At 72.7% G+C, this 22,593-nt stretch carries 19 protein-coding genes; 12 read left to right on the forward strand and 7 right to left on the reverse strand.

The window, feature by feature from the left end:
- Nucleotides 1–33 precede the first annotated feature (33 nt).
- From ACGF12_RS02415 to ACGF12_RS02430, 4 genes are all read left to right on the forward strand, one after another.
- Nucleotides 34–792 (forward strand): dienelactone hydrolase family protein, encoded by a 759-nt coding sequence (locus ACGF12_RS02415; protein WP_393024277.1) that lies wholly within the window; start codon nt 34–36, stop codon nt 790–792.
- A gap of 208 nt (nt 793–1,000) precedes the next feature.
- Nucleotides 1,001–1,849, forward strand: a complete 849-nt coding sequence (locus tag ACGF12_RS02420; protein ID WP_393024280.1) for an alpha/beta fold hydrolase — start codon at nt 1,001–1,003, stop codon at nt 1,847–1,849.
- 114 nt (nt 1,850–1,963) lie between these two features.
- Entirely contained in the window at nt 1,964–3,913 is a 1,950-nt protein-coding gene (locus ACGF12_RS02425) for a serine/threonine-protein kinase (protein ID WP_393024283.1), read from the forward strand.
- A 571-nt stretch (nt 3,914–4,484) separates the two neighbouring features.
- Nucleotides 4,485–6,083, forward strand: coding sequence for a M4 family metallopeptidase (locus tag ACGF12_RS02430; protein WP_393024640.1), 1,599 nt, complete (start codon nt 4,485–4,487; stop codon nt 6,081–6,083).
- Nucleotides 6,084–6,267: 184 nt separating this feature from the next.
- Here ACGF12_RS02430 and ACGF12_RS02435 read toward each other — a convergent pair whose 3' ends face one another.
- On the reverse strand, nt 6,268–6,660 hold the full coding sequence (locus ACGF12_RS02435; protein ID WP_393024286.1) for a VOC family protein: 393 nt from the start codon (nt 6,658–6,660) through the stop codon (nt 6,268–6,270).
- A gap of 56 nt (nt 6,661–6,716) precedes the next feature.
- Nucleotides 6,717–7,133 carry a winged helix-turn-helix transcriptional regulator gene (locus ACGF12_RS02440; RefSeq protein WP_393024289.1) on the reverse strand — a complete coding sequence of 139 codons (417 nt, stop codon included), beginning with the start codon at nt 7,131–7,133 and terminating at the stop codon, nt 6,717–6,719.
- Nucleotides 7,134–7,256: 123 nt separating this feature from the next.
- Here ACGF12_RS02440 and ACGF12_RS02445 point away from each other — a divergent pair, with 123 nt between their 5' ends.
- Nucleotides 7,257–7,922, forward strand: a complete 666-nt coding sequence (locus ACGF12_RS02445; RefSeq protein WP_393024292.1) for an NADPH-dependent F420 reductase — start codon at nt 7,257–7,259, stop codon at nt 7,920–7,922.
- Between the two features lie 132 nt (nt 7,923–8,054).
- On the opposite strand, the gene ACGF12_RS02450 is transcribed toward ACGF12_RS02445, so the two are convergent.
- Nucleotides 8,055–9,020 (reverse strand): ABC transporter substrate-binding protein, encoded by a 966-nt coding sequence (locus ACGF12_RS02450; protein WP_393024295.1) that lies wholly within the window; start codon nt 9,018–9,020, stop codon nt 8,055–8,057.
- A 90-nt stretch (nt 9,021–9,110) separates the two neighbouring features.
- Nucleotides 9,111–9,887, reverse strand: coding sequence for a MerR family transcriptional regulator (locus tag ACGF12_RS02455; RefSeq protein WP_393024298.1), 777 nt, complete (start codon nt 9,885–9,887; stop codon nt 9,111–9,113).
- 229 nt (nt 9,888–10,116) lie between these two features.
- Between ACGF12_RS02455 and ACGF12_RS02460 the strand changes: the two genes are divergently transcribed.
- From ACGF12_RS02460 to ACGF12_RS02470, 3 genes are all read left to right on the forward strand, one after another.
- On the forward strand, nt 10,117–11,694 hold the full coding sequence (locus ACGF12_RS02460; RefSeq protein ID WP_393024300.1) for a flavin-containing monooxygenase: 1,578 nt from the start codon (nt 10,117–10,119) through the stop codon (nt 11,692–11,694).
- 100 nt (nt 11,695–11,794) lie between these two features.
- On the forward strand, nt 11,795–12,775 hold the full coding sequence (locus tag ACGF12_RS02465; RefSeq protein WP_393024302.1) for an alpha/beta fold hydrolase: 981 nt from the start codon (nt 11,795–11,797) through the stop codon (nt 12,773–12,775).
- Nucleotides 12,772–13,677 (forward strand): SDR family oxidoreductase, encoded by a 906-nt coding sequence (locus ACGF12_RS02470; protein ID WP_393024305.1) that lies wholly within the window; start codon nt 12,772–12,774, stop codon nt 13,675–13,677. Before ACGF12_RS02465 ends, ACGF12_RS02470 begins: the two co-directional genes overlap by 4 nt.
- 100 nt (nt 13,678–13,777) lie before the next feature.
- On the opposite strand, the gene ACGF12_RS02475 is transcribed toward ACGF12_RS02470, so the two are convergent.
- A complete protein-coding gene (locus ACGF12_RS02475) occupies nt 13,778–15,100 on the reverse strand; it encodes a PLP-dependent aminotransferase family protein (RefSeq protein ID WP_393024308.1) in 1,323 nt (440 codons plus the stop codon).
- Nucleotides 15,101–15,193: 93 nt separating this feature from the next.
- Here ACGF12_RS02475 and ACGF12_RS02480 point away from each other — a divergent pair, with 93 nt between their 5' ends.
- The 3 genes from ACGF12_RS02480 to ACGF12_RS02490 all read left to right on the forward strand — a co-directional run bounded on the left by ACGF12_RS02480 (nt 15,194) and on the right by ACGF12_RS02490 (nt 18,965).
- Nucleotides 15,194–15,865, forward strand: coding sequence for a LysE family translocator (locus ACGF12_RS02480; RefSeq protein ID WP_393024311.1), 672 nt, complete (start codon nt 15,194–15,196; stop codon nt 15,863–15,865).
- A gap of 302 nt (nt 15,866–16,167) precedes the next feature.
- Complete coding sequence (locus ACGF12_RS02485) at nt 16,168–16,941, forward strand: SDR family NAD(P)-dependent oxidoreductase (RefSeq protein ID WP_393024314.1); 774 nt, start codon at nt 16,168–16,170, stop codon at nt 16,939–16,941.
- Between the two features lie 140 nt (nt 16,942–17,081).
- Nucleotides 17,082–18,965 carry an ABC transporter ATP-binding protein gene (locus tag ACGF12_RS02490; protein WP_393024643.1) on the forward strand — a complete coding sequence of 628 codons (1,884 nt, stop codon included), beginning with the start codon at nt 17,082–17,084 and terminating at the stop codon, nt 18,963–18,965.
- A 16-nt stretch (nt 18,966–18,981) separates the two neighbouring features.
- Here ACGF12_RS02490 and ACGF12_RS02495 read toward each other — a convergent pair whose 3' ends face one another.
- A complete protein-coding gene (locus ACGF12_RS02495; protein ID WP_393024317.1) occupies nt 18,982–19,650 on the reverse strand; it encodes a lysophospholipid acyltransferase family protein in 669 nt (222 codons plus the stop codon).
- 175 nt (nt 19,651–19,825) lie between these two features.
- Here ACGF12_RS02495 and ACGF12_RS02500 point away from each other — a divergent pair, with 175 nt between their 5' ends.
- Entirely contained in the window at nt 19,826–20,038 is a 213-nt protein-coding gene (locus ACGF12_RS02500; protein ID WP_393024320.1) for an EF-hand domain-containing protein, read from the forward strand.
- Between the two features lie 157 nt (nt 20,039–20,195).
- On the opposite strand, the gene ACGF12_RS02505 is transcribed toward ACGF12_RS02500, so the two are convergent.
- Nucleotides 20,196–22,394 (reverse strand): CDP-glycerol glycerophosphotransferase family protein, encoded by a 2,199-nt coding sequence (locus ACGF12_RS02505; RefSeq protein ID WP_393024323.1) that lies wholly within the window; start codon nt 22,392–22,394, stop codon nt 20,196–20,198.
- Nucleotides 22,395–22,593: the final 199 nt, after the last annotated feature.

Raw genomic sequence — 22,593 nt, forward strand, 5'->3', positions numbered from 1 at the left:
GCCCGCGAAACCTCAGGAGAGAGAGCCCTCACCATGACCGTGCGCGGAACCCTCGTGGACATCCCGACGGCGGACGGCACCGCCGACGCCTACCTCGCCCACCCCGACGACGACCGGCCCCACCCCGGAGTCCTGCTCTACATGGATGCCTTCGGGCTCCGCCCGCACCTGAAGGGCATGGCCGACCGGCTCGCCGCGGCCGGGTACACCGTGCTCGTCCCCAACGCCTTCTACCGCAACGGCCGCGCGCCACTGGTCGAGCTGCCGGAGCTGATCGACATCGAGAAGTGCGACGAGATCTTCGACCAGATCGTCCCGCTGCTGGGCACCCTCACCCCGGAGGCGACCGCCCGCGACGCCGACGCCTTCCTGCGCTGGTTCGCCGAGTCCCCGCTGGTCCAGGACGGCCCGATCGGCCTCACCGGCTACTGCCGGGGCGCCCTGCTGGCGCTGCGCACGGCCGCCAGCCACCCGGACCGGATCGCCGTCGCGGCCGGCTTCCACGGCGGCAACCTCGCCACCGAGCGCCCGGACAGCCCCCACCTGGGCGCCCACCGGATCACGGCCGAGCTGTACTTCGGCCACGCCGACCAGGACGAGTCGCTGCCGCCCGAGCAGATCTCCCGGCTCGACCAGGCCCTCACCGCGGCCGGGGTGCGCCACACGACGGAGGTCTACGCGGGCGCCCCGCACGGCTACACCCAGGCCGACACCACCCGCTACGACGCGGCCGCCGACGCCCGGCACTGGAAGGCGTTGCTCGCCCTGCTGAAGCGCACCCTGCCCGCCTGACGTCCGCCGGTTTGTTGGTCCTCCGTTCGCCCGACGTCCAGACGAGGTTTGAGCGCCGGTACCGTCGGGCAACCAGCGTCGGGTTCCCGCCATGCGACGGCGGGAGCGACACCGACGGATCCAGGGGGGACCGAACGTGCAGACCAAGTGGCAAGCGCCAGCCGGGCCGGGGGGCCTGCGGGACGTCCAGGAAGCCATCGTCCGGGCCATGGCCGAGCGCACCCCGGTCGAGCTGCGGCCGGGCGAACTCGACCGCGACGGGAGGGCGTTGCGCTGGGTGGAGGTCGGAACGGGCGCCGGCGCGCCGGTGGTACTGATCGCCGGCTGCGGCACCTCCTCGCTCACCTGGGCCCCGGTGCTGCCCGAACTCGCCGAGCACGTCCGGGTCGTGGCGTACGACCGGCCCGGGCTCGGCGCCAGCGAGCCCGACCGCGCCCACGGCCTGACCCTGGAGGCGCAGACCGGGGACCTGGCCGCCCTGGTGCGGCACCTGGACGCCGGGCCGGCCGTGCTGGTCGGGCACAGCTGGGGCGGTCAGCTGGCCCAACTCCTCGCCTGGCAGCGGCCGGAGCTGGTGGCGGGCCTGGTGCTGGTGGATCCGGCCCACGAGGAGTTCCGGCCGCCGGCCATCTGCGCCGCCGAAGCGGTGCTGAACCGGCTCTGGCTGCTCCGGGCGGCGCTCACCCCCGCCGGCCCGGGTGGCGAGGACGCGCTCGCCCGGGCCGAGGCGGCCGTCGTCGCCCACCCGCACCAGCGGCGCACCGTCCTCGCCGAGAACCGGCTGACCGGCGTCGCCGTCCCCGAGCTGCGCCGACGGCGCTCCGCCGGACGGCTGCCGGAGGTGCCGGTGGCCGTGCTGAGTGCGACCGAGGGACTGCCGCGCGCCCTGCGCGCCCGCTGGACCGCCATGCAGTCCCGGATCGCGGCCGATGCCGTCCGGGGCAACCACATCGTGGTGCGCGGCGCCGGGCACGCCGTCCACGCCGACAAGCCGCATGCCGTCACCGCGGCCGTCCTGGAGGTGTCCGACCACGCCCGAAACGTCCGGTACGCCTGAGGGAAGTGCCCAATCTTCGTACGTGCAGCGCCTGCTGGGCTCGCGGCACACTCTGGCACACTGTGTGCCGACGACCCGTCGGGGCGGGTCACGACACCTGGGGGGACAGGGCCGATGATTAGCGCGGGCACCGTGCTCGGCGGTCGGTACACGCTGGTCGAAAAGCTCGGCGGCGGGGGCATGGGCGCGGTCTGGCGGGCCGACGACCAGGTACTCGCACGGCAGGTCGCGATCAAGATCCTGCGCGCCGAGCTGTTCGAGGACGGCACCGCCGTCCAACGCTTCCGCCGGGAGGCCCAGCTGGTCGCCGCGATCGACCACCCGGGCATCGTGGACGTCCACGACTACGGGGAGAGCGACGGGGACGGCGACGAGCGCTGCGCCTACATCGTGATGGACCTGATCGAGGGCCGTCCGCTCAACCAGGCGCTCGCGGAGAGCGGGCCGATGAGCGCCGAGCGCACCCTCGGCCTGCTCGCCGACGCCCTGGACGCGTTGCACGCCGCCCACCGGCGGGGGATCGTGCACCGGGACATCAAGCCCTCCAACCTGATGCTGCGCGACGACGACCGGGTGGTGATCACCGACTTCGGCATCGCCCGCGCGATCGCCAGCACCAAGCTCACCGCCCCGTACGCGATCATCGGCACGGCGGCCTACATGTCCCCCGAACAGGCGGCGTCGGCCAGCACCGGGCCGGCCTCGGACCTCTACTCGATCGGCGTGGTCTGCTACGAGCTGCTGGTCGGTCAGGTGCCCTACCTGGGCGAGGGGCCGCTGCAGGTCGCGCTCAAGCACGTCAACCAGCCGGTGCCCGAGCTGCCGGAGACCTTCCTGCCGGCCGTGCGGGAGCTGGTCGCCACCGCGCTGGCCAAGAACCCCGAGGGCCGGTACGCGAGCGCCGCCGAGATGGCGGCCGCGGCCCGGGCGGCGATCGGAGCGCCCGAGGCGCCGTGGAAGGCGGCGGACAGCGGGACGATCGACCTGCGGGCGGCGCGGGCCGGGGCTGCGGTGGCCGGGGCCGTCGGGGCGGACCAGGTGGTGAAGGTCGATCCGCAGGCGGAGACCGAACCGGGCAAGCGCCGCTCGCGGCGCACCCTGCTGGTGCCGATCATCATCCCGATCGTCATCTCGATGGGTACGGCGACCGCGCTGCTGATCGACCGCAGCCCCGGCGCCTCCGACACGGCCGTGCCACCCGCCGCCCAGCCGACCGTGGTGGTGACCGTCCCGGCGGCCGAGACCACCACCACGTCTCCCGCGGCCGCCACCACCGCGCCCGCCACCCCGCAGCCGACCGACACCCCGTCGGCCGCCCCGGCCGCCGACCAGCCGCCGCCCGGCGGACAGCCGAACGTTCCCGTCCCGGCCCAGGCCCAGGGCGGGAACGGCGGCGCGGCGAGCGGGGGAGGGGGCGTCCAGTCGGGCCGGAGCGGTGGCGGGGGCGTCAACTCCGCTGCCGGCGGCTCCAACTCCGGTTCCGGCGGCGGTTCGACGTCCGGCGGCTCCTCGGGCGGCCAGGCCAACCCGCCCGCCGGCTCCGGCAGTGGAGGAGGCAGCGGGGGAGGCCCGGCCAACCCGCCCGTCGATCCCAAGCCGCAACCGCCGAGCCAGACCACCAGCGGCGGCAATCCGCCGGCCCCGCAGGCCCCGACCCGGCCCGCGTCCTGCGGCGGCAGTGACTGGAGCACCATCGTCAGCGCCAAGGACGGCCGCACGATCGGGCTGCGCAACGACAACCTGAGCGGCGACAACCCGGTCGTGCTCGGCGGCGCCGCGCAGTACGGCTGGGTGCGCTCCACCGACCCCGGCGCCTGGATCCTGTTCAACGCCTGCAACAACGGTGGCCCGATGCTCGTCCAGACCATGGACGGCAAGGTGGTGCTGAACAACGGGTACAGCTTCCTCACCAGGTGGACGGTCCGCAACGGCAGTTCAGCGGGCTCGTACACCCTGGGCGACTACATGAACCAGTCCTGCATGACCAACAACGGCCCGGGCAACGAGATCACCATGGTCACCTGCACGCCCGGCAACACGGCGCAGGAGTGGCGGCTCCAGTGACGCAGGCTCAGGGTGTGCAGGGCACGCCCTGATGTTGCCGGTGCACTAGCAGGCGCCCGCTCAGGGGACAAGGGGAAGTGGTGGCGGGACCTCGCCACCCGAGTGTCAAGGATATGTATGGAAACCTCTACACACTTGTAAAAGTCGATCGATTGATGATCCAAAGTGATCGCCATGTTTCGGTCTGACGACCACTTGGGTGTCAACGCAGGCTGTCGCTTGTCGTTCGGGTGAGAACCCCCTGCAAGGATCGGTGGATTGCCCCGGTATGACCGCCACTTGATCTGCTTTACCAACTGGCGGGACCTGGCCAATAACTGAGGCAGACCTGTCATTTCACCTGCTGGATTGTCATGCTTCTGGTCATCCCCCAGCGGTAGCCCCCACCCCCACCCCTCGGTGGCGAGCCGCTCGACCGCACGGGGTTTCAGCACGTCAGCGCCCGTTCCGCCCCACAGGTGCCGACCCCGGCCCCCGGGACGCGGTGCGACCGCGCCCACACGCGGTTTCCCGGAAGGACTCGTACGTGAAGCGAAAGCTCGCAGCTGTCGCCGTTCTGTCGGCCACGGCCATGTTGACCGGTGTGATCCAGGTGAGCACCTCCGTCGCCGAGGCGTCGCCGGCCGCCCCGTCGCTCCAGGCCCAGGCTGCCCAGCAGCACGCCGCCGTCCTCGCGGTGGCGAACGGCCAGTCCGGCCCGATCGCCAAGGCGCTCGCGCTCGGCGACCAGGAGAAGCTGGTCGCGAAGGACGCCATCGTCGACAAGGACGGCACCCGGCACCTGCGCTTCGAGCGCACCTACGCCGGCCTGCCGGTGATCGGCGGCGACCTGGTCGTCCACCAGAAGGCCGACGGCGCCGTGAAGTCGGTGAACAAGGCGGTCTCCGCCCAGATCGCGCTGCCGAGCCTGACCCCGCAGATCCCCGCGGACAAGGCCGCCGACCAGGCGACCGGCGCGGTCAAGGCCACCGTCGGCGTCACCGTCGACTCCGACGAGGCCCCGATCTCCGACGTCCACCAGACCGGCAAGCCCGAGCTGGTCGTCTGGGCCACCGACGGCAACCCGCGCCTGGCGTACCGGACCACGGTCGAGGGCATGCGCTCCGACGGCACCCCGAGCAGCCAGATCCTGATCACCGACGCCGCCAGCGGTCAGGTCCTCTCCACGCACGAGAAGATCGAGACCGCGGCCGGCACCGGCAACGGCGTCTTCGTCGGCCAGGTCCAGCTCAACACCAACCAGAACGGCTCGCAGTTCGAGCTCAAGGACGCCGGCCGCGGCGGCCAGTCCACCACCGACATGAGCAACGGGACCACGGGCAGCGGTTCGTTGTTCGCCAACACCAGCAACAGCTTCGGTGACGGCACCGCGGCCAACCGTGAATCCGCCGCCGTGGACGCCCAGTTCGGTGCCGCCACCACTTGGGACTTCTACAAGAACACCTTCAGCCGCAACGGCATCCGCAACGACGGCGTCGGCGCCCTCAGCCGGGTGCACTACGGCTCCAACTACGTGAACGCGTTCTGGAGCGACGACTGCTTCTGCATGTCGTACGGTGACGGCAACGGCGACGCCGCCCCGCTGACCGAGATCGACGTGGCCGGCCACGAGATGACCCACGGCGTCACCGCCGCCACGGCCGCGCTCAACTACTCGGGTGAGTCCGGCGGCCTCAACGAGGCCACCTCGGACATCATGGGCACCATGGTCGAGTGGTACGCCAACCTGCCCTCGAACCCGCCGAACTACTGGATCGGCGAGCTGATCAACCTGCGCGGCGACGGCAGCCCGCTGCGCTACATGGACCAGCCGAGCAAGGACGGCCAGTCCGCCGACAGCTGGGACCCGAACGTCGGCAACCTGGACGTGCACTACTCGTCCGGTGTGGCGAACCACTTCTTCTACCTGCTGTCCGAGGGCAGCGGCGCGAAGACGATCAACGGGTTCAACTACAACAGCCCGACGGCGGACGGTTCGACGCTCGCGGGCATCGGCCGGGACAAGGCCGCGCAGATCTGGTACCGCGCACTGACCACGTACTTCACGTCCACCACGGACTACGCGGGCGCGCGTGCGGCGACCCTCAGCGCGGCCTCGGACCTGTACGGCGCGAACAGCACGGAGTACAACGCGGTCGCGGCCACCTGGACCGCGGTCAACGTCAACTAGCTCGGGCTTGAGCCGGGTCGGGCCTGAGTTGGGCAGGACCGGCCCGGGGCACGTCCGAGTGGCCCGGCCGCGGGTGGGTGCCCGCCGACCGGGTTGACGACGGGGACGACGGTGTGCGGACCAGCGTCGTCCCCGTCGTCGCGTCTGCAGGTGGTCCGTGTCGTGGTGCTCCGGTTCGCACGGCTCAGGCGAGGTCCTGGGCCGCCTCCCACACGTGGCCGGCCGGGTCGGCGAAGGCCGCCGTCCGTCGGCCCCACGGCCGGTCCACCGGACCGTTCAGCAACGCGACGCCACGCTCGGCCAGTTGGGCGCAGACCGCGTCCACGTCCGGGACCCGGACGGTGAGCAGCGCCCGCACCCCCGTGGCGGGCGCCGCCACCGGCGCGGGCTTGACCAGCTCCGGCGCCTGCTCCGCCGCCAGCAGGTTCACCAGCAGGTTCCGCAGCCGGACGACCGCCGAGGCGTCGTCCTCGTAGACCACCGGGAGGCCGAAGACCTCCCGGTAGAAGGCCTTCGCGGCGGGGACGTCCGTCACGAAGAGCGTGATGACTTCCAGTTGGTCCAGTTCCGTGTCCATGGCCACCCTCCGGATCGTCGTGCGCGTGCGACGAGGGTGGCACGCGTGGCTGACAGTCAGTCAGTGCGCCGGCTCGTTGGGCTGGTGTGCCGCTCCTGGGCGGCGAGGACGGCGTCGCCATGGTCGGCGGCCCAGGCGCCGAGGGCGCGGATCGGGCCGATCAGGGCGACGCCCGCCTCGGTGAGCGAGTAGTCGACTCGGGGTGGGGCCTCCGCGTAACGGCAGTGCTCCACCAGCCCGTTGTACTCCAAGCGGCGCAGCGTCTCGTTGAGCACCTTGGGGCTGATTCCGCCGATCCGGTCGAGCAGGGCCCGGGGGCGCATCGGCCCGCGCTCACCGAGGACGTACACCACCACGCTGTCCCAGCGATTGGCGATCACCTCGAAGGCCAGCCGGGCTCGGCAGTCCGCGGCGAACACGCCGCCGCCGAGGTCGTCGACCGTCTCGCCCCCGGTGTCCCCTTCGCTCCTCATGTGCTCATCCTGCCCGACCCGTTGCGTACCGGGCGGTGTGCATCGGCCCGGCTAGCGTCCGGGGCACGGCGGTACGCGGAGGGCGGCCGCCGGTGACGGGCAGGACGACGCGAGGAGTGGACCATGCGGATCGGCATTCTCGGTACGGGCGCCATGGCGACGGCGCTCGGCGGGGCCTTTGTGCGGGCCGGACACGAGGTTCTGGTGGGCGGGCGGGACGAGGCCGCGGCTCGGCAGGTCGCCGCGTCGATCGGGGCGTCGGGCGGTGGCGGGCCGACGGGGGCGGCGCGGTTCGGGCAGGCCGTACTGGTCGCGGTGCCGGCGGAGGCGGCGCTGTCGTTGGTCGCGCCGCTGGCGGGCGAACTGGCCGGACGGACCCTGCTGGACTGCACGGTGCCGATGGCCCCCGGAGCGCACGGGCCGGTGCTGACCACGGCGGGGGCCGGCGACTCGGTGGCCCGGCGGCTGGCCGCGGTGGCGCCGGACGCCCGGGTGGCCAAGGTGTTCGGGATCTGTCACGAGAGCATCTGGTCGATGCCGCGGCCGGACTTCGAGGGTGCGCCGCTCGGCGTTCCGTACTGCGCGGACGGTCCGGAGGCCGGTGCGGTGGTGGCCGGGCTGGTGGCCTCGATGGGGTGTACGCCGGTGGACTGCGGCGGGTTGGACCGGGCCGGACTGCTGGAGGCGGCGGCCGTGTTCGCGGTCGGCGTCTGGTGGTCCGGCGGCGAGGCGCGGCACGTCTTCCCGTCGCCGGCCCTGGCGCCGGGGGCGCAGGACGATGTCGAGTAGGGGCGGGCAGGCGGGCGGCAGCTCGCGGTTGGCGGCGAGCAATCGACAGCTAACGGCTAACAGATGACAGCGAACAGCTAACGGATGACAGATTTCATCAGCTGTCAGCTGTCAGCTGTCATCTGTCCGCGGTCACGCCAGATCCCCCCGCATCTGGTCCAGGATCAGCCCCGCCCCCGTGTACCCGATTCCGAGCATCCACAGGTTGTCGTCCACCCGGAGCACCCGGCCGTTGCGCACGGCGTCCAGGTTCTTCCACAGCGCCCCCTCGGTGATCTTGGCCTGGTCGGACCTGGCCGCGTCCCCGTACACCGAGTAGAAGATGACGTCGGCCGCCGCCTGGTCCACCTGCTCGGGGCTGATCTCCAGGGAGAAGCCGGACTTGTCCTGGTTGGCCGGGCGGCCCAGCCCGAGATCCTTGAACAGTGAGCCGACGAAGGTGTCGTTGAGGTAGAGCCGGGTGGGTGCACCGGCCAGGAAGCGGGCCATCTCGACCCGGATGGCCGCCGCCTTGGCCGGTCCGCCGAGCGCGGTGACCAGGTCTCGCAGCTTGGTCCGGTAGGCGACGTCCGCCGCCTCGGCCTCCGTTTGCCGGCCCGTCGCTTCGGCGTGCAGCCTGGCGTTCTCCTTCCAGGTCGGCCCGGTGGTCTTGGTCAGTACGGTCGGCGCGATCTTGGACAGTTGCTCGTACCGCTTGTCGTCGCGGACCTGGTTGCTGAGGATGAGGTCCGGCCGCAGCGCGGCGATCGCCTCCAGGTTGGGCTGGCCGATCGTGCCGACCGCCTTTGTGCCGGCCAGCCGTTCGGTGGGCAGGTAAGCCGGGAACGGCGCGCCCTCGCTGACCGTGGTGGCGCCGACCGGGCTGAGTCCGAGGGTGACCAGCGAGTCCAGCGCGTCGGTGTCCAGCGCCACCACCCGGCTCGCCCGGGCCGGTACGGTGCTCTCCCCGCGTGCGTGCTTGACGGTCCGGGTGCCGCCCGAGGCGGACGAGCCGCCGCCCGGCGCGGGGGAGCCGGACCCGCAGGCGACGAGCGCCAGGCCCGGGGCGAGTCCGACGGCGAGGCCGAGTGCGGCGCGGCGGCTGAGGGGACGGGTCATCGGCGGCTCCTCCGACGGACGGGCTGCTCCACTGCGCCCCGGCCGACGGGCGGACGAAGCGCGGGAATCCCTGCCCGCCCGGCAGGCCCGCTACGCCTCAGAGCCGTACTCCCGTCGCTGGCGCAGTAGTTCGGCGTACTCGGCCCGCACCCGGCGGTCCATCGCGAGCGTGAACTGCGCGTCGGCGACGGTGCGGGCGAGCGGCCGGACCCGCAGGATGCGCTCGGTGAGCCGGGCCGCCTCGCCGGGCGCCAGCGGCGTCTCGTCGGAGAGCGCGCTGAGCAGGTGGTCGCTGACCACCTCGATGAAGATCTCGGCGATGGCGTCGATGTGCTCCTGGGTGCGCCGGCTGGCGTCCAGTACCGCCGAGAGCGGCACGCCCTCGGCGACCAGTTCGGTGGTGGCGTCCATCAGGCGACGGCTGACGTGGGTGATCCCGTCCTCCTCGACCGTGATGTAGCCCTGGGCGATGGACTCGGCGGTGTTCTCCTCGGTGAGCTGGTCCCCGAAGGCGGTCTTCAGCTCGTCCCAGTCCAGTCGCACCGGGGTCTCGTCCGACCAGGGCGCGACGATCGCCGCCTCCAGCCCGATCAGCTCCGCGACGTCCTGCCCGCTCTCCCCGGCGCCGATCAGTTCGGCGATCCCGCCCAGGGTGTGGCCGCGGTCGAGCAGTTCGCCGATCATCCGCAGCCGGGCCAGGTGCTCCTCGCCGTACCAGGCGATCCGGCCCTCCTTGCGGGGCGGTTGGAGCAGTTTGCGCTCGCGGTAGAAGCGCAGGGTGCGGGTGGTGATCCCGGCCGCCTCGGCCAGTTCCTCCACCCGGTACTCGCGCTTTTTGTCGTCCGCAGCAGCTCTGACCTTGTCCACGGCGATCAGCATAGGTCCGTGACGTCGGCTGGGGTGCCTTCGGGAACTTCCGGTGAATCGGGGCCGTCGTGCTTCTTCCATCCGGTGTCAGCAGGGATTACCCTGCCAATCATGCCAGTGATTACTGGCGTTATTGGCAGGATCCCGGAGGTGAGCCCCCGGGAGGTTCCGGGGCGGACGGCCCCGGGAAAGCGCGACGATCACCGCCCCACCCCCAGGAGGTTGCCGCATGGCATCCAGCAGCAAGCGCCCCCGCTCCGGCGCGTCCGCATCGACCGACACCACTGCTGCGCGGGAGACCGTCCCGCACGTCCAGGTGGCGGTGATCGGCTCCGGATTCGGCGGCCTGGGCGCCGCGGTCCGGCTGCGCCGCGCCGGGATCACCGACTTCGTCGTCCTGGAGCGCGCGGACTCCGTCGGTGGTACCTGGCGCGACAACAGCTACCCCGGCTGCGCCTGCGACGTGCCCTCGCACCTCTACTCCTTCTCCTTCGCGCCCAACCCCGAATGGCCGCGCAGCTTCTCCGGCCAGCCGGACATCCGCGCCTACCTGGAGAAGGTCGCCACCGTCTTCGGTCTCCGCCCGCACCTGCGCTTCAACACCGAGGTGCTGGAGGCGCGTTGGGAGAGCGAGCAGACCCGCTGGCGGATCACCACCTCGGCCGGCCAGTGGACCGCCGACGCCGTCGTCTCCGCCGCCGGACCACTCGCCGACCCGCAGATCCCCGACCTGCCCGGCCTCAGCGGCTTCCCCGGCAAGGTGTTCCACTCCTCCCGCTGGGACCACGACTACGACCTGACCGGCAAGCGCGTCGCGGTGGTCGGCACCGGCGCCTCGGCCGCCCAGATCATCCCGTCGATCCAGCCCGAGGTCGGCAAACTCACCGTCTTCCAGCGCACCCCGGCCTGGGTGCTGCCGCGCCGCGACCGGGAGATCAGCCAACTGGAGAAGTGGCTGCACGGCCGCCTTCCGGTCACCGCCAAGATCCGCCGGGGCGCGCTCTTCGCCCTGCGCGAGCTCCAGGTGGACGCCTTCGTGCGCCGCCCCGGACTGCTGCGCGCGGTCCAGCGGCTCGCCGAACGCCACATCGCCCAGGGCGTCGCCGACCCGGCACTGCGCGCCAAGCTCACCCCGGACTACCGGATCGGCTGCAAGCGCATCCTGCTGAGCAACACCTACTACCCGGCGCTCGCCGCCGCCAACACCGAGGTCGTCTCCTCCGGCCTGCGCGAAGTGCGCGGCTCCACCCTGGTGGCCGCCGACGGCAGCGAGCACGAGGTGGACGCGATCGTCTTCGGTACCGGCTTCCACGTCACCGACATGCCCATCGGCTCCCGGGTGTTCGGCGTGAACGGGACCAGCCTCGCGGAGGAGTGGAAGGGCGGCATGGAGGCGCTGCGCGGCTCCACCGTGCGCGGCTTCCCCAACCTGTTCTTCGTGATCGGCCCCAACACCGGTCTCGGCAACAGCTCGATGATCCTCATGATCGAGTCCCAACTGAACTACCTGATCGATGCGTTGACCACGCTCAAGTCGGTCGGTGCCACCGCGATGCAGCCCACCGTCCGGGCCCAGCGACAGTGGAACCTCGAACTGCAGCACCGGATGGACCGCACGGTCTGGACCACCGGCGGCTGCCGCAGCTGGTACCTGGACCCGAGCGGCAAGAACACTGTGCTCTGGCCCGGCTCCACGACGTCCTTCCGTCGGGCCACCCGCAAGGTCGACCTCGGCGAGTACGAGCTGATCATGCGCGCCGCGCCAGCCAACGCCCGTACCGCCACCGCCCAGGAGGTTTCCGCATGAGCGAGCGAAGCATGGGGGTCCCCCCGGCCGAAGGCTGGGGGAGAATCATGAAGAGGTGCGCGTTGTGCGAAGCACCTGTCGAGCGATGCGAGGTGGGCGCATGAGTTCCGTCGAGTTGCCCGCCGAGTACGTGCCGCCCGTGCCCGTCGAGGAGCTGAGTGTCCGCTCGGCCGACGGCATCCGGCTGCACGTCGAGGTGCACGGCCAGCCGGGCGCGCCCACCGTGGTGCTCTCCCACGGCTGGACCTGCTCGACCGCCTTCTGGGCCCCGGTGATCCGCGAACTCTCCGACCGCTACCGGGTGGTGGCCTACGACCAGCGTGGCCACGGGCACAGCGAGATCCCGCCGAGCCGGGTCCGCTACTCGACCCGGGCGCTCGCCGAGGACCTCGCCGCCGTGCTCGCGCGGACCGTTCCGGCGGGGGAGCGGGCGGTGGTGGCAGGGCACAGCATGGGCGGGATGACCATCATGGCCGCCGGCGGTCGGCCCGACGTCGCCGAGCGCACCGCCGCCAACGTGCTGATCTCCACCGGCCCGGCCGAACTGGTCGCCGAACTCACCGTCCTGCCGGGGGCCGTACGTTCCCCGGGCCTGCGGCGCATCCTGCACCGGCGGCTGCTGCTCTCCCGGATGCCGCTCGGGCCGGTCACGCCGGTCAGCCGCGCCGCGCTCAAGTACGCCACCATGGGGCCGGGTTCGCCGGCGGGGCAGGTCGAGGCGACGGCCCGGATCGTGCACGCCTGCCCGACCGCGGTCCGCGCCAACTGGGCCGGGGTGCTCGGCCGGCTGGACGTGCGAGCCGGACTCGGCCGGATCACCGCGCCCACCGCCGTGGTGGTCGGCACCGCGGACCGACTGACCCCGCCGGTGCACGCCCACCGGATGGTCGCCGAACTCGCCGACCCACAGGGGCTGTTGCTGCTTCCCGGGGTCGGGCACATGTCGCCGCTGGAGCGGCCGGTGGAGGTCGCTGCCGAGATCCACCGGATGGCCGCCACACACCTGGCCGCCGAGGCCCCCGCTGCCGTTGCCACCGACGCTTCGGCTGCTTCCACTGCCGAGAGGACCACCGTCGCATGAACGCCATCCCGCCGTTGTCCGCGCAGGTCGTGGTGGTCACCGGGGCCGCCCGCGGGGTCGGCGCCTCGCTGGCCCGCAAGCTCGCCCGGCGCGGCGCCAAGGTCGCGCTGCTCGGGCTGGAGCCGGAGGAGCTGAAGGCCGTCGCGGCGCAGTGCGGCGCGGCCGCCACCTCGTGGGAGGTGGACGTCACCGACCTGGAGGCGCTCAACGACACCGCCCGCCGGATCAAGGAGCACTACGGGCGGATCGACACCGTGGTGGCCAACGCCGGCATCGCCATCGGCGGACCGCTGGCCGACAGCGACCACCGGGCCTTCAGCCGGGTCATCGAGGTCAACCTGCTCGGCAGCGTCGCCACCGCGCGGGCCTTCCTGCCGGCGCTGACCGAGAGCCGCGGCTACCTGCTGCAGATCGCCTCGCTCGCCGCGCTGACGCCCGCGCCACTGATGAGTGCGTACTGTGCCAGCAAGTCCGGGGTGGAGGCCTTCGCCCACTCGCTCCGCGCCGAGGTCGCCCATCGTGGCGTCAAGGTCGGCGTGGGGTACCTGAGTTGGACCGACACCGACATGGTGCGCGGCGCCGACCAGGACGCCGTGCTGAAGCAGATGCGCGGCCAACTGCCGTGGCCGGCCAACAAGACGTACCCGCTGGAGCCCGCGGTGGACCGGATCGTCGCCGGGATCGCCCGCCGCTCCGCCCACGTCTACGCCCAGGCCTGGCTGCGCGGCATGCAGCCGGTGCGCTGGCTGCTGCCGAGCCTGATCGCGGTGGTCGGCTCCCGCGACGTGGCCAAGCTCGCCCCGCAGCTCGCCGCCACCGCCGCCTCCCGCCTGCGCGCCGTCGGGGCCGGCGGCGCCGCGGACACGGCGGCGCGAGGGGACCGGGCGGGGGCGAACGGCTGACCGGTGGCGGCCGGCGGCTGACAGGCGACTGCTGACAACTAACAGATGACAGATTTCAAAATCCGTCATCTGTTAGTTGTTACCTGCTATCCGTCATCTGTCATCCGTCGGCCGCAATCCCCGCCAGCACCCCCAACGCCCGCGCCAGCACCGGCAGCGGCGGCGAGGCCAGCCCGACCCGGACCGCCGACGGCGTGCTCCGCGGGTCGACCGCGAACGCGGCCGCGGGCGTCACCGAGATCCCCGCCCGCGCCGCCGCCGCGACGAAGGTCTCCGCCCGCCAGGCCCCGGGTAGCTCCCACCACAGGTAGTACGAGCACGGGTCCGCCCGCAGCCGCTGCCCCGCGAGCACCTCCCGCGCACGCTCCTGCCGCGCGGCCGCGTCCGCGCGCTTCGCCGCCTCGACCGCCGCCAGCGTCCCGTCCCCGATCCACCGCACGGCCGCCTCCAGCGCGAAGCCGCTCGGTGCCCAACCGCCCGCCCGCAACGCGCCCGCCACCCGCTCGCGCAGCCCGTCCGGGACGACCGCGAACCCGCTGGTCAGTCCCGGGGCGAGCCGCTTCGACAGGCTGTCGACCAGGACGGTCCGCTCCGGAGCCAGCGCGGCGAGCGGCGCCAGCTCGGGCCGCAGGAAGGACCAGATCGAGTCCTCCACCACCGGCAGGTCCAGCCGGCGCAGCTCCCCGGCCAGCGTGACCGCCCGCTCGTGCGGCAGGCTCGCCCCGGTCGGGTTCTGCAGCCGCGGCTGGACGTACACCGCGCGAAGCGGCGTCGTACGGTGGGCGGCTGCCACGGCGTCGGGCAGCAGCCCGTGCTCGTCCACCGCCAGCGGCACCAGCCGGATGCCCAGCCGCTCCGCCACCGCCTTGACCACCGGATAGGTCAGCGCCTCCACGCCCAGCCGCTGCCCCGGCGGCACCAGGGCGGACAGTGCCCCCGCCATGACCTGCCGCCCGTTGCCCGCGAACAGCAGCTGCTCCGGGTCGACCTCCCAGGTGCCCGACGTCAGCAGCCCCGCGAAGGCCCGCCGCGCCGCGCCCGTCCCGGCCGCGCCGACCGGCCGCAGCGCCTCGCCCAGCGCGTCCACCCGCAGCAGCGGTGCCAGCCCCTCGGCCAGCAGCTCGGCATGCCCGGGCGCGGTGGGGTAGTTGAGTTCCAGGTCGACGGGCGCGGCGGCGGGTTCGGCGAGCGCGACCCGTCCGTCGTCCGCACCCCGTCCGGCCCGTACGAAGGTGCCCCGGCCGACCTCCCCGACGGTCAGCCCGCGCCGGACCAGCTCGCGGTAGACCCGGGTCGCCGTCGAGTTGGCGATGCCGTGGGCGCGGGCGAAGGCGCGCTGGGTGGGCAGTTGCTGGCCGGGCCGCAGCCGTCCGTCCGCGATCTCGGCGGCGATCCCGTCCGCGATCAGGCGGTAGTCGTCCATCGGCGTCCAGCCCTTCGTCCCGGGGCGCGGCACATTGCACCGAGCGCAAAGACATCATTGCATCGAGGTCGCTCCACGTTTTAGCCTCCCCCCATGAGCGAGTTGGACGCGTTGATATCCGCCGTGGACGGCCACGCCGTGCTCGGGATCGCCGCCGTGGCACTGGGCATGGTGCTGTCGCCGGGGCCGAACATGATCTACCTGGTCTCGCGCTCGATCGCGCAGGGCCGCCGCGCCGGGCTGGTGTCGCTGGCCGGCGTCGCGACCGGCTTCCTGGTCTACCTGGTCGCGGTGACGGCCGGGGTGGCCGCCGTCTTCTCGGTGGTGCCCGCGCTGTACACCGCGATCAAGCTGGCCGGCGCCGGCTACCTGCTCTGGCTGGCCTGGAAGGCGGTCAAGCCGGGTGGCACGGCGGTCTTCGCCCCGCAGCAGCTGCCCCCGGACCCGCCGCGCCGCCTGTTCGCGATGGGCTTCCTGACCTGCCTGCTCAACCCCAAGATCGCCATCGTGTACATCTCGCTGCTGCCCCAGTTCGTGGTGCCCGAGCGCGGCCACGTGGCGCTGCAGAGCCTGGTGCTGGGCCTGATCCAGATCGCGATCGCCATCACCGTCAACGGCCTGATCGCGATGAGCGCGGGCAGCATCGCCAACTTCCTCAACCGCCGTCCGACCTGGCTGCGGGTCCAGCGCTACGCCATGGGCACCGTCCTCGGCGGCCTCGCCGTCCACATCGCCGCCGACCGTGCCAAGGCCGTCGCGGCCTGACCCACCTCCTCTGGGCGCAGCAGGGCGTCGACCCGCACGGCCACGGCCAGCAGGTCCCGGTCGGCCATCCGCGCTCCGATGAGCTGGACGCCGACGGGCGCCGACCCGGTGACCGGGAGGGGGAGCGTCACCGACGGCAGGCCCGCGGTGGCGGCGGGGGACGTGTTGCGGATCAGGGTGAGGAACGTGGGCACGTCCCGACCGTTGAGGGGGAGGGCCTCCCGCCTGCAGCCGCGGCCCGTCGAGCAGGGCCGTTGCCCTGGGTGTGGGCGCGGCTGCGGCGAGTCGGTACGGTCGGGGGTATGACAACAGCCTTGATCACCGGCGCTACCGCCGGCATCGGAGCCGCCTTCGCCCGCCGGCTCGCCCGCAGCGGCTACCGGCTCGTCCTGGTGGCCCGGGACGCCGAGCGCCTGGAGCGCGCGAGCTCCGACCTGCACGCCGAGTACGGCATCGAGGCGGAGGTGCTGCGCGCCGACCTCGCGACCGACGAGGGCATCGCCGCCGTCGAGGCCCGGCTCGGCGATGCCGAGCGTCCGGTGGACCTGCTGATCAACAACGCCGGATTCGGCAACAAGGGCGCCTTCGGGGCCGTCCCGCTCCAGGCCGAGCTGGACATGGTGAAGGTGCACATCGAGGCGATCCTGCGGCTGACCACGGCGGCCCTGCCGGGGATGCGCGAGCGCGGCCGGGGCGCGATCGTCAACGTCGCCTCGGTGGCGGCCTTCCTGCCGCGCGGCACGTACGGGGCGAGCAAGGCGTGGGTGGTGAGCTTCACCCAGGGCGTGCTGCGCGACCTCGGCGGTACGGGCGTGCGGATGATGGCGCTGTGCCCGGGCTTCACCCGGACGGAGTTCCACGAGCGGGCCGGCATGGGCACCGGCAACATCCCGTCCTGGTCCTGGCTCTCGGCCGAGCGGGTGGTGGCGGAGGCGATGCGCGACCTGGCGCGCGGCAAGTCGTTGTCCGTGCCGGGCAAGCGCTACAAGGTGGCGGTGGCCATCGCCCGGATGCTGCCCTCCGGCAAGCTCGGCGGCCTGTCCTCGAAGGCGGCGCGCACCTACCGGACGAACTGAGGCGCGCGGCGGTCGGGCGGGGTACGGCGGCGGGCCAGCGGGTCGGCGGGCCGGGAATAGAGTTACGCTCACTATTAGCTTGCCTAACTATGAGCTACTCTCGCTATGCTGGCATCCACCCGACCGCCATGCCCGCAGCCATGCCCGCCGCCGCGCCCGCCGCGCGTCCGACCCAGGGAGACCCGTCCTTGAGGCCCGCCGCCATCGACTGGACCCCGCCCGAGCGCGCCGAGGGCGAGTCCCGCCCGCCCGCCGAGTGGCGGCGGATCCTCGCGCTGTTCCGCCCGTACCGCGGCCGCCTCGCCGCCGTCGGGCTGCTGGTGGCCGCCTCCGCCGTGGTCTCCGTCGTCTCGCCGTTCCTGCTCAGGGCCGTCCTGGACACCGCCATCCCGCAGGGCCGCACCGGGCTGCTCAGCCTGCTCGCGCTCGGGATGATCCTCACGGCCGTGGTGAACAGCGTCTTCAACGTGCTGCAGACCCTGATCTCCACCACCGTCGGCCAACGCGTCATGCACGACCTGCGCACCTCCGTCTACGGCCACCTGCAGCGGCAGTCGCTCGCCTTCTTCACCCGCACCCGCACCGGCGAGGTGCAGTCCCGGATCGCCAACGACATCGGCGGCATGCAGTCCACGGTGACCTCCACCGCGACCAGCCTGGTCTCCAACCTCACCGCGGTGATCGCCTCGATCGCCGCCATGGTCGCCCTGGACTGGCGGCTGACCGTCGTCTCGCTGCTGCTGCTCCCGCTGTTCGTCTGGATCAGCCGACGGGTCGGCCAGGAGCGCAAGAAGATCACCACCGAGCGGCAGAAGCAGCTGGCCGCGATGAGCTCGGCGGTCCAGGAGTCGCTGTCGGTCAGCGGCATCCTGCTCGGCCGCACCATGGGCCGCTCCGACTCGCTCGCCCGGGAGTTCACCGGGCAGTCCGACCAGCTCGCCGACCTGGAGGTGCGGGCCAGCATGGCCGGGCGCTGGCGGATGAACACCATCCAGATCGTGATGGCCGCGATGCCCGCGCTGATCTACTGGGCGGCCGGACTGACCTCCGCCGCCGGTGCGCCGATCGTCTCGGTCGGCACCCTGGTCGCCTTCGTCACCCTCCAGCAGGGCCTGTTCCGCCCGACCGTCAGCCTGCTCTCCACCGGCGTGGACGTGCAGACCTCGCTCGCGCTCTTCCAGCGCATCTTCGAGTACCTCGACCTGCCGGTGGAGATCGACGATCCGGCGCACCCGGTCACCCTGACCGACATCCGCGGCGAGGTCCGCTTCGAGGCCGTCGACTTCCGCTACGACCCCGGGCAGGAACGCCCGACCCTGGCCGGCGTCGAGCTCAAGGTCCCGGCCGGAAGCTCATTGGCCGTGGTCGGTGAGACCGGCTCGGGCAAGACCACCCTCAGCTACCTCGTGCCGCGGCTCTACGACGTCACCGGCGGCCGGGTCACCCTGGACGGCGTGGACGTGCGCGAGCTGTCCTTTGACACCCTGGCCCGCGCGGTCGGCGTGGTCTCCCAGGAGACCTACCTCTTCCACGCCTCGGTCGCCGAGAACCTGCGCTTCGCCAAGCCCGGGGCCAGCGACGCCGAACTGGTCGAGGCCGCCCGGGCCGCGCAGATCCACGAGACCATCGCCGCCCTCCCGGACGGCTACGACACCCTGGTCGGCGAGCGCGGCTACCGCTTCTCCGGCGGGGAGAAGCAGCGCCTCGCGCTCGCCCGCACCATCCTGCGCAACCCGCCGGTGCTGATCCTGGACGAGGCCACCAGCGCGCTCGACAACCGCACCGAACGCGCCGTCCAGCAGGCCGTCGACACCCTGGCCGCCGGTCGCACCACCATCACCATCGCGCACCGGCTCTCCACCGTCCGCTCCGCCGACCAGATCGCCGTGCTCGACCACGGCGAGGTGGTCGAACTCGGCAGCCACGAGGAGCTGGTGGAACTGGACGGCCGGTACGCGGCGCTGCTGCGCCGGGAGGCGCCGGAGGCGGCGGCCCTGTCGGACGCCGCCCTCGGGCACGCGTGAGGCGAGTAGGTGGCGGTCAGGCCGCCTTCGGTACCTCGTTGTAGCTCTCCACGACCTCCTGGCCGGACAGCCGCTGGATCGCCGCCATCACCTCGTCGGTCACCTGCCGACGGGCCTTCAGCGAGCGGGCCTGCCCGTGCAACTCGTCGAAGTGCAGCGGCTCGCCGAAGCGGACCGTCACCTTCTTGATCCGCGGGACCCGCTTGCCCACCGGCAGGATCTGCTCCGGGCCCTCCAGGGCCACCGGCACGACCGGCACGCCCGCGGTCAGCGCGAGCCAGGCGACGCCCGTCTTGCCCCGGTAGAGCCGGCCGTCCAGCGACCGGGTGCCCTCGGGGTAGATGCCGAAGGCCTTGCCGTCCTCCAGGATCTCCAGCGCCGACTCCAGCGAGGCCTGAGCGGAGCGGTAGGTGCCGCGCTCGACCGGCACCGCGCCGATCGACTCGAAGAAGCCCTTGGAGATGCGGCCCTTGAGTCCCGGTGCGTTCCAGTACTCGGCCTTGGCGAGGAAGTGCACCCGGCGCGGGGCGGTCAGCGGGATCACCACGCTGTCGATGAAGGACAGGTGGTTGCTGGCCAGGATCACCCCGCCCTTGCGCGGCACGTTCTCGGCACCCTCGATGACCGGGCGCCAGATCCCCCGTGACACGGGTTTCAGCACCAGCCTGGTGACGAGATCGAGCATGTTCCCTCCCTGGACGAACGACCGCCCGGGAGGAGCCCGGGCCAGCAATCAGACCCGCAGACTACGACACCCACCCCCGCGCGCGTCCACTCCCGGCCACCGTGGCGGCCACCACGGCCGGGTAGTGTACGGCCGTCCGAACCGAGCACAACCCCGCAGTACCCAGGAGGAAACGATGGAGAGCATCGAGGCCATCAAGGAGATGTTCGACCGTATCGACCAGAACGGCGACGGCAAGATCACCCCGGCCGAGTACGCGCTGGCCGCCAACGAGATGGGCGACCACAGCGTCACGCTCTCGATGGCGGAGGCGCTGGTCCACGCGATGGACACCCGGCACCAGGGCTACCTGGACTTCGAGGAGTTCCTGGCCGCCCGCCGGCGCTGAAGTCGCACCGGCGGGGCCGGTCGTCGTACCGGCGGCACCGGCCCCGCCCGGAGCTCCGCCGGCCTTGCCGGGCCGGCTCCTCGGGGAGCAGCCCGGATCAGCCTATGACGGGCCGGCTCCCCGCAGGTAAGCCCCTGACGGGCCGGCTCCCCACCGGTCAGTCCTTGACCGGGAACACCCGGCGCACCACCCGCTCCGCCGCGCCGCCGTCGTCCCAGACGCAGAACTTGGTCCGGAACCGCGCCCGCGCCGCCGGCTCCGGATCGCCCGCCCGCAGCGCCCTCGCCAGCCCTTCCACGTCCACCGTGACCGCGCCGGGCGGCTCCTCGAACAGGTCGAAGTACACGCCGCGCTCGCGCCGGTACTCCTCCCAGTCCGGCGCGAAGACGACCACCGGCCGGTCCAGCACCGCGTAGTCGAACATCATCGACGAGTAGTCCGTCACCAGCGCGTCCGCCGCCAGGTAGAGGTCCTCCACCGTCGGGTGCGCCGAGACGTCCACGATCTCCGCCGCGTCCTCACCGGCCGTCAGGTCGCCCGGGCCGCCGACGTGGAAGTAGTGGGTGCGCACCAGCAGCGTGAACCGCGGGCCCAGGCGCCGGGCCAGCTCCGCCACGTCCACCAGCGGCACGTAGCCGCCCTTGCCGCCGCGGTGGGTCGGCGCGTACAGCACGGCCGTGGTGCCGGGCCGCAGCCCGAACCGCTCGCGCATCGCCCGGACTTCCTCCGGGGTGGTGTTGGCCAGCCGGTCGTTGCGCGGGTAGCCGGTGTCCAGCATCTCGTACCGGCCGGGGAAGGCCCGGGCGAAGTGCTCGCTGGTGTGCGGGTTGGAGGAGACCAGGAAGTCCCAGCGGTCGACGGCCTCCTGGAGCCGGTCGAAGTCCATCCCCTCGGACGCCTCCGGGCGGTCGCGCAGGTCCATGCCCATCGCCTTGAGCGGGGTTCCGTGCTGGGTCTGGATGTGCACCGTCCCCGGCCGCTTCACCATCGTCCGCGGGAAGTTTACGTTGTTCACGAAGTACTTGGCGGTCGCCATCGCCTTGAGGTAGGCGGGGGTGTTGACGATCACGTACGGCACCCCGGGCGGCATGGTGGCGGCCTGCGTGCGGTTCTCCACCACCCACACGCCCCGGATCTGCGGGGCGAGTTCCTTCGCCTTCTCGTAGATCGCCGCCGGGCTGCAGGCGTAACCCCGGTGCCAGTACGCGGCGTAGACCGCCAGGTGCTCGTCCAGCGGGAGGCGGCGGAACGCGTTGTACGCGGTGAATCGGGCACCGCTGCGCACACCCTTCTTCACCGCGGGCGCCACCGCCCGTGCCCCGCGCTTGAGTCCGCGCGGCAGCCGGCCGGTGCGGCGCAGCTCCGCGTACGCGATCCGGGCGCCTCGGGCGGCCAGCCGGTACTGCACGCCGCGCACCCCGCCGGGGAAGCGGTAGCCGGCCGGGCGGTGGCGCTCGAAGTGGTCGGAGATCCGGTGGAAGAAGTCCTTGCGCCGGTCGGCGGGGACGAGCCCCGGGGTGTCGTAGACGTTCAGCGCCTGGCGCAGGGTCCGGTCGAAGACCAGGGTGCGCAGCGACTCCGGGACGGGCCGGCCGGGACGGTCCGGGCGGCCCAGGAAGGTGAAGATCGCGTCGTACTGGGCGAACACGTCGGCGTGCTTGGGGGAGGCGGTGGCGGTGATCGCGCCGTCCCGGCCGCGCCGGTAGAAGTAGCAGGGGCGGTCGAGGTAGCGCAGCCGCTCGGCGGCCAGCAGCGCGGGGTAGGTGACCGAGATGTCCTCGTAGTAGCCGCGGCCGAAGGCGACGTCCAGGCCCTCCAGGAAGGCGCGGCGGAAGACCTTGTTCCACACCGACATCACGGTCTGGAACAGCGCCGGGTGCTCGGCCAGGGTGCAGCCCTCGACCAGCGGGGAGCCGACCAGGACGTGCCGCCAGGGGTTGGGCTCGGTCTCGCCGTCCGGGTAGACGTGGGTGAAGTCGGTGAGCAGCACGTCGACGGGGGTCTCCCGGCGGAGCTCCTGCTCCAGCTCGTCCAGGATCACGCCGACGGTCCGCTCGGGCACCCAGTCGTCGCTGTCCACGAACCAGACGTACTCGCCGCGCACCAGCGGCAGGGCGGCGGTCCGGGCGCCGCCGAGGCCCTGGTTCTCGGTGAGGTGCAGGACCCGCAGCCGGGGGTCGCGGGCCGCGTAGGCGTCCAGGATCGCGCCGGAGCCGTCGGGGGAGAGGTCGTCGACCGCGATCACCTCGAAGCGGGTCTCCGCGGCGTGGGTCTCGCCGAGGATCGAGTCGAGGCAGCGCGGGAGGTACCGCTCCACGCCGTGGACCGGGAGCACGATGCTGAGGAGGAGGGACACGCTGGCCGAGTCTACCGATCCACCGGGCGCGACCTGCGGGGACGTCCGGTCGGCGGTGGGAGGCGGGGGCCGGACCCGGAACCGCCGGTGCCGGGCCCCGAGCGGGGCGGCACCGGCAGCCTGGTGGCGGCCCGGCCGACCCTCTACGGCCGGCCGCCGGTCCGGGCACCCTGTGAGCCTGGCCACCGCAGCGTCGAGG

Source organism: Kitasatospora sp. NPDC048296, from assembly GCF_043201815.1.
Classification (GTDB): domain Bacteria; phylum Actinomycetota; class Actinomycetes; order Streptomycetales; family Streptomycetaceae; genus Kitasatospora.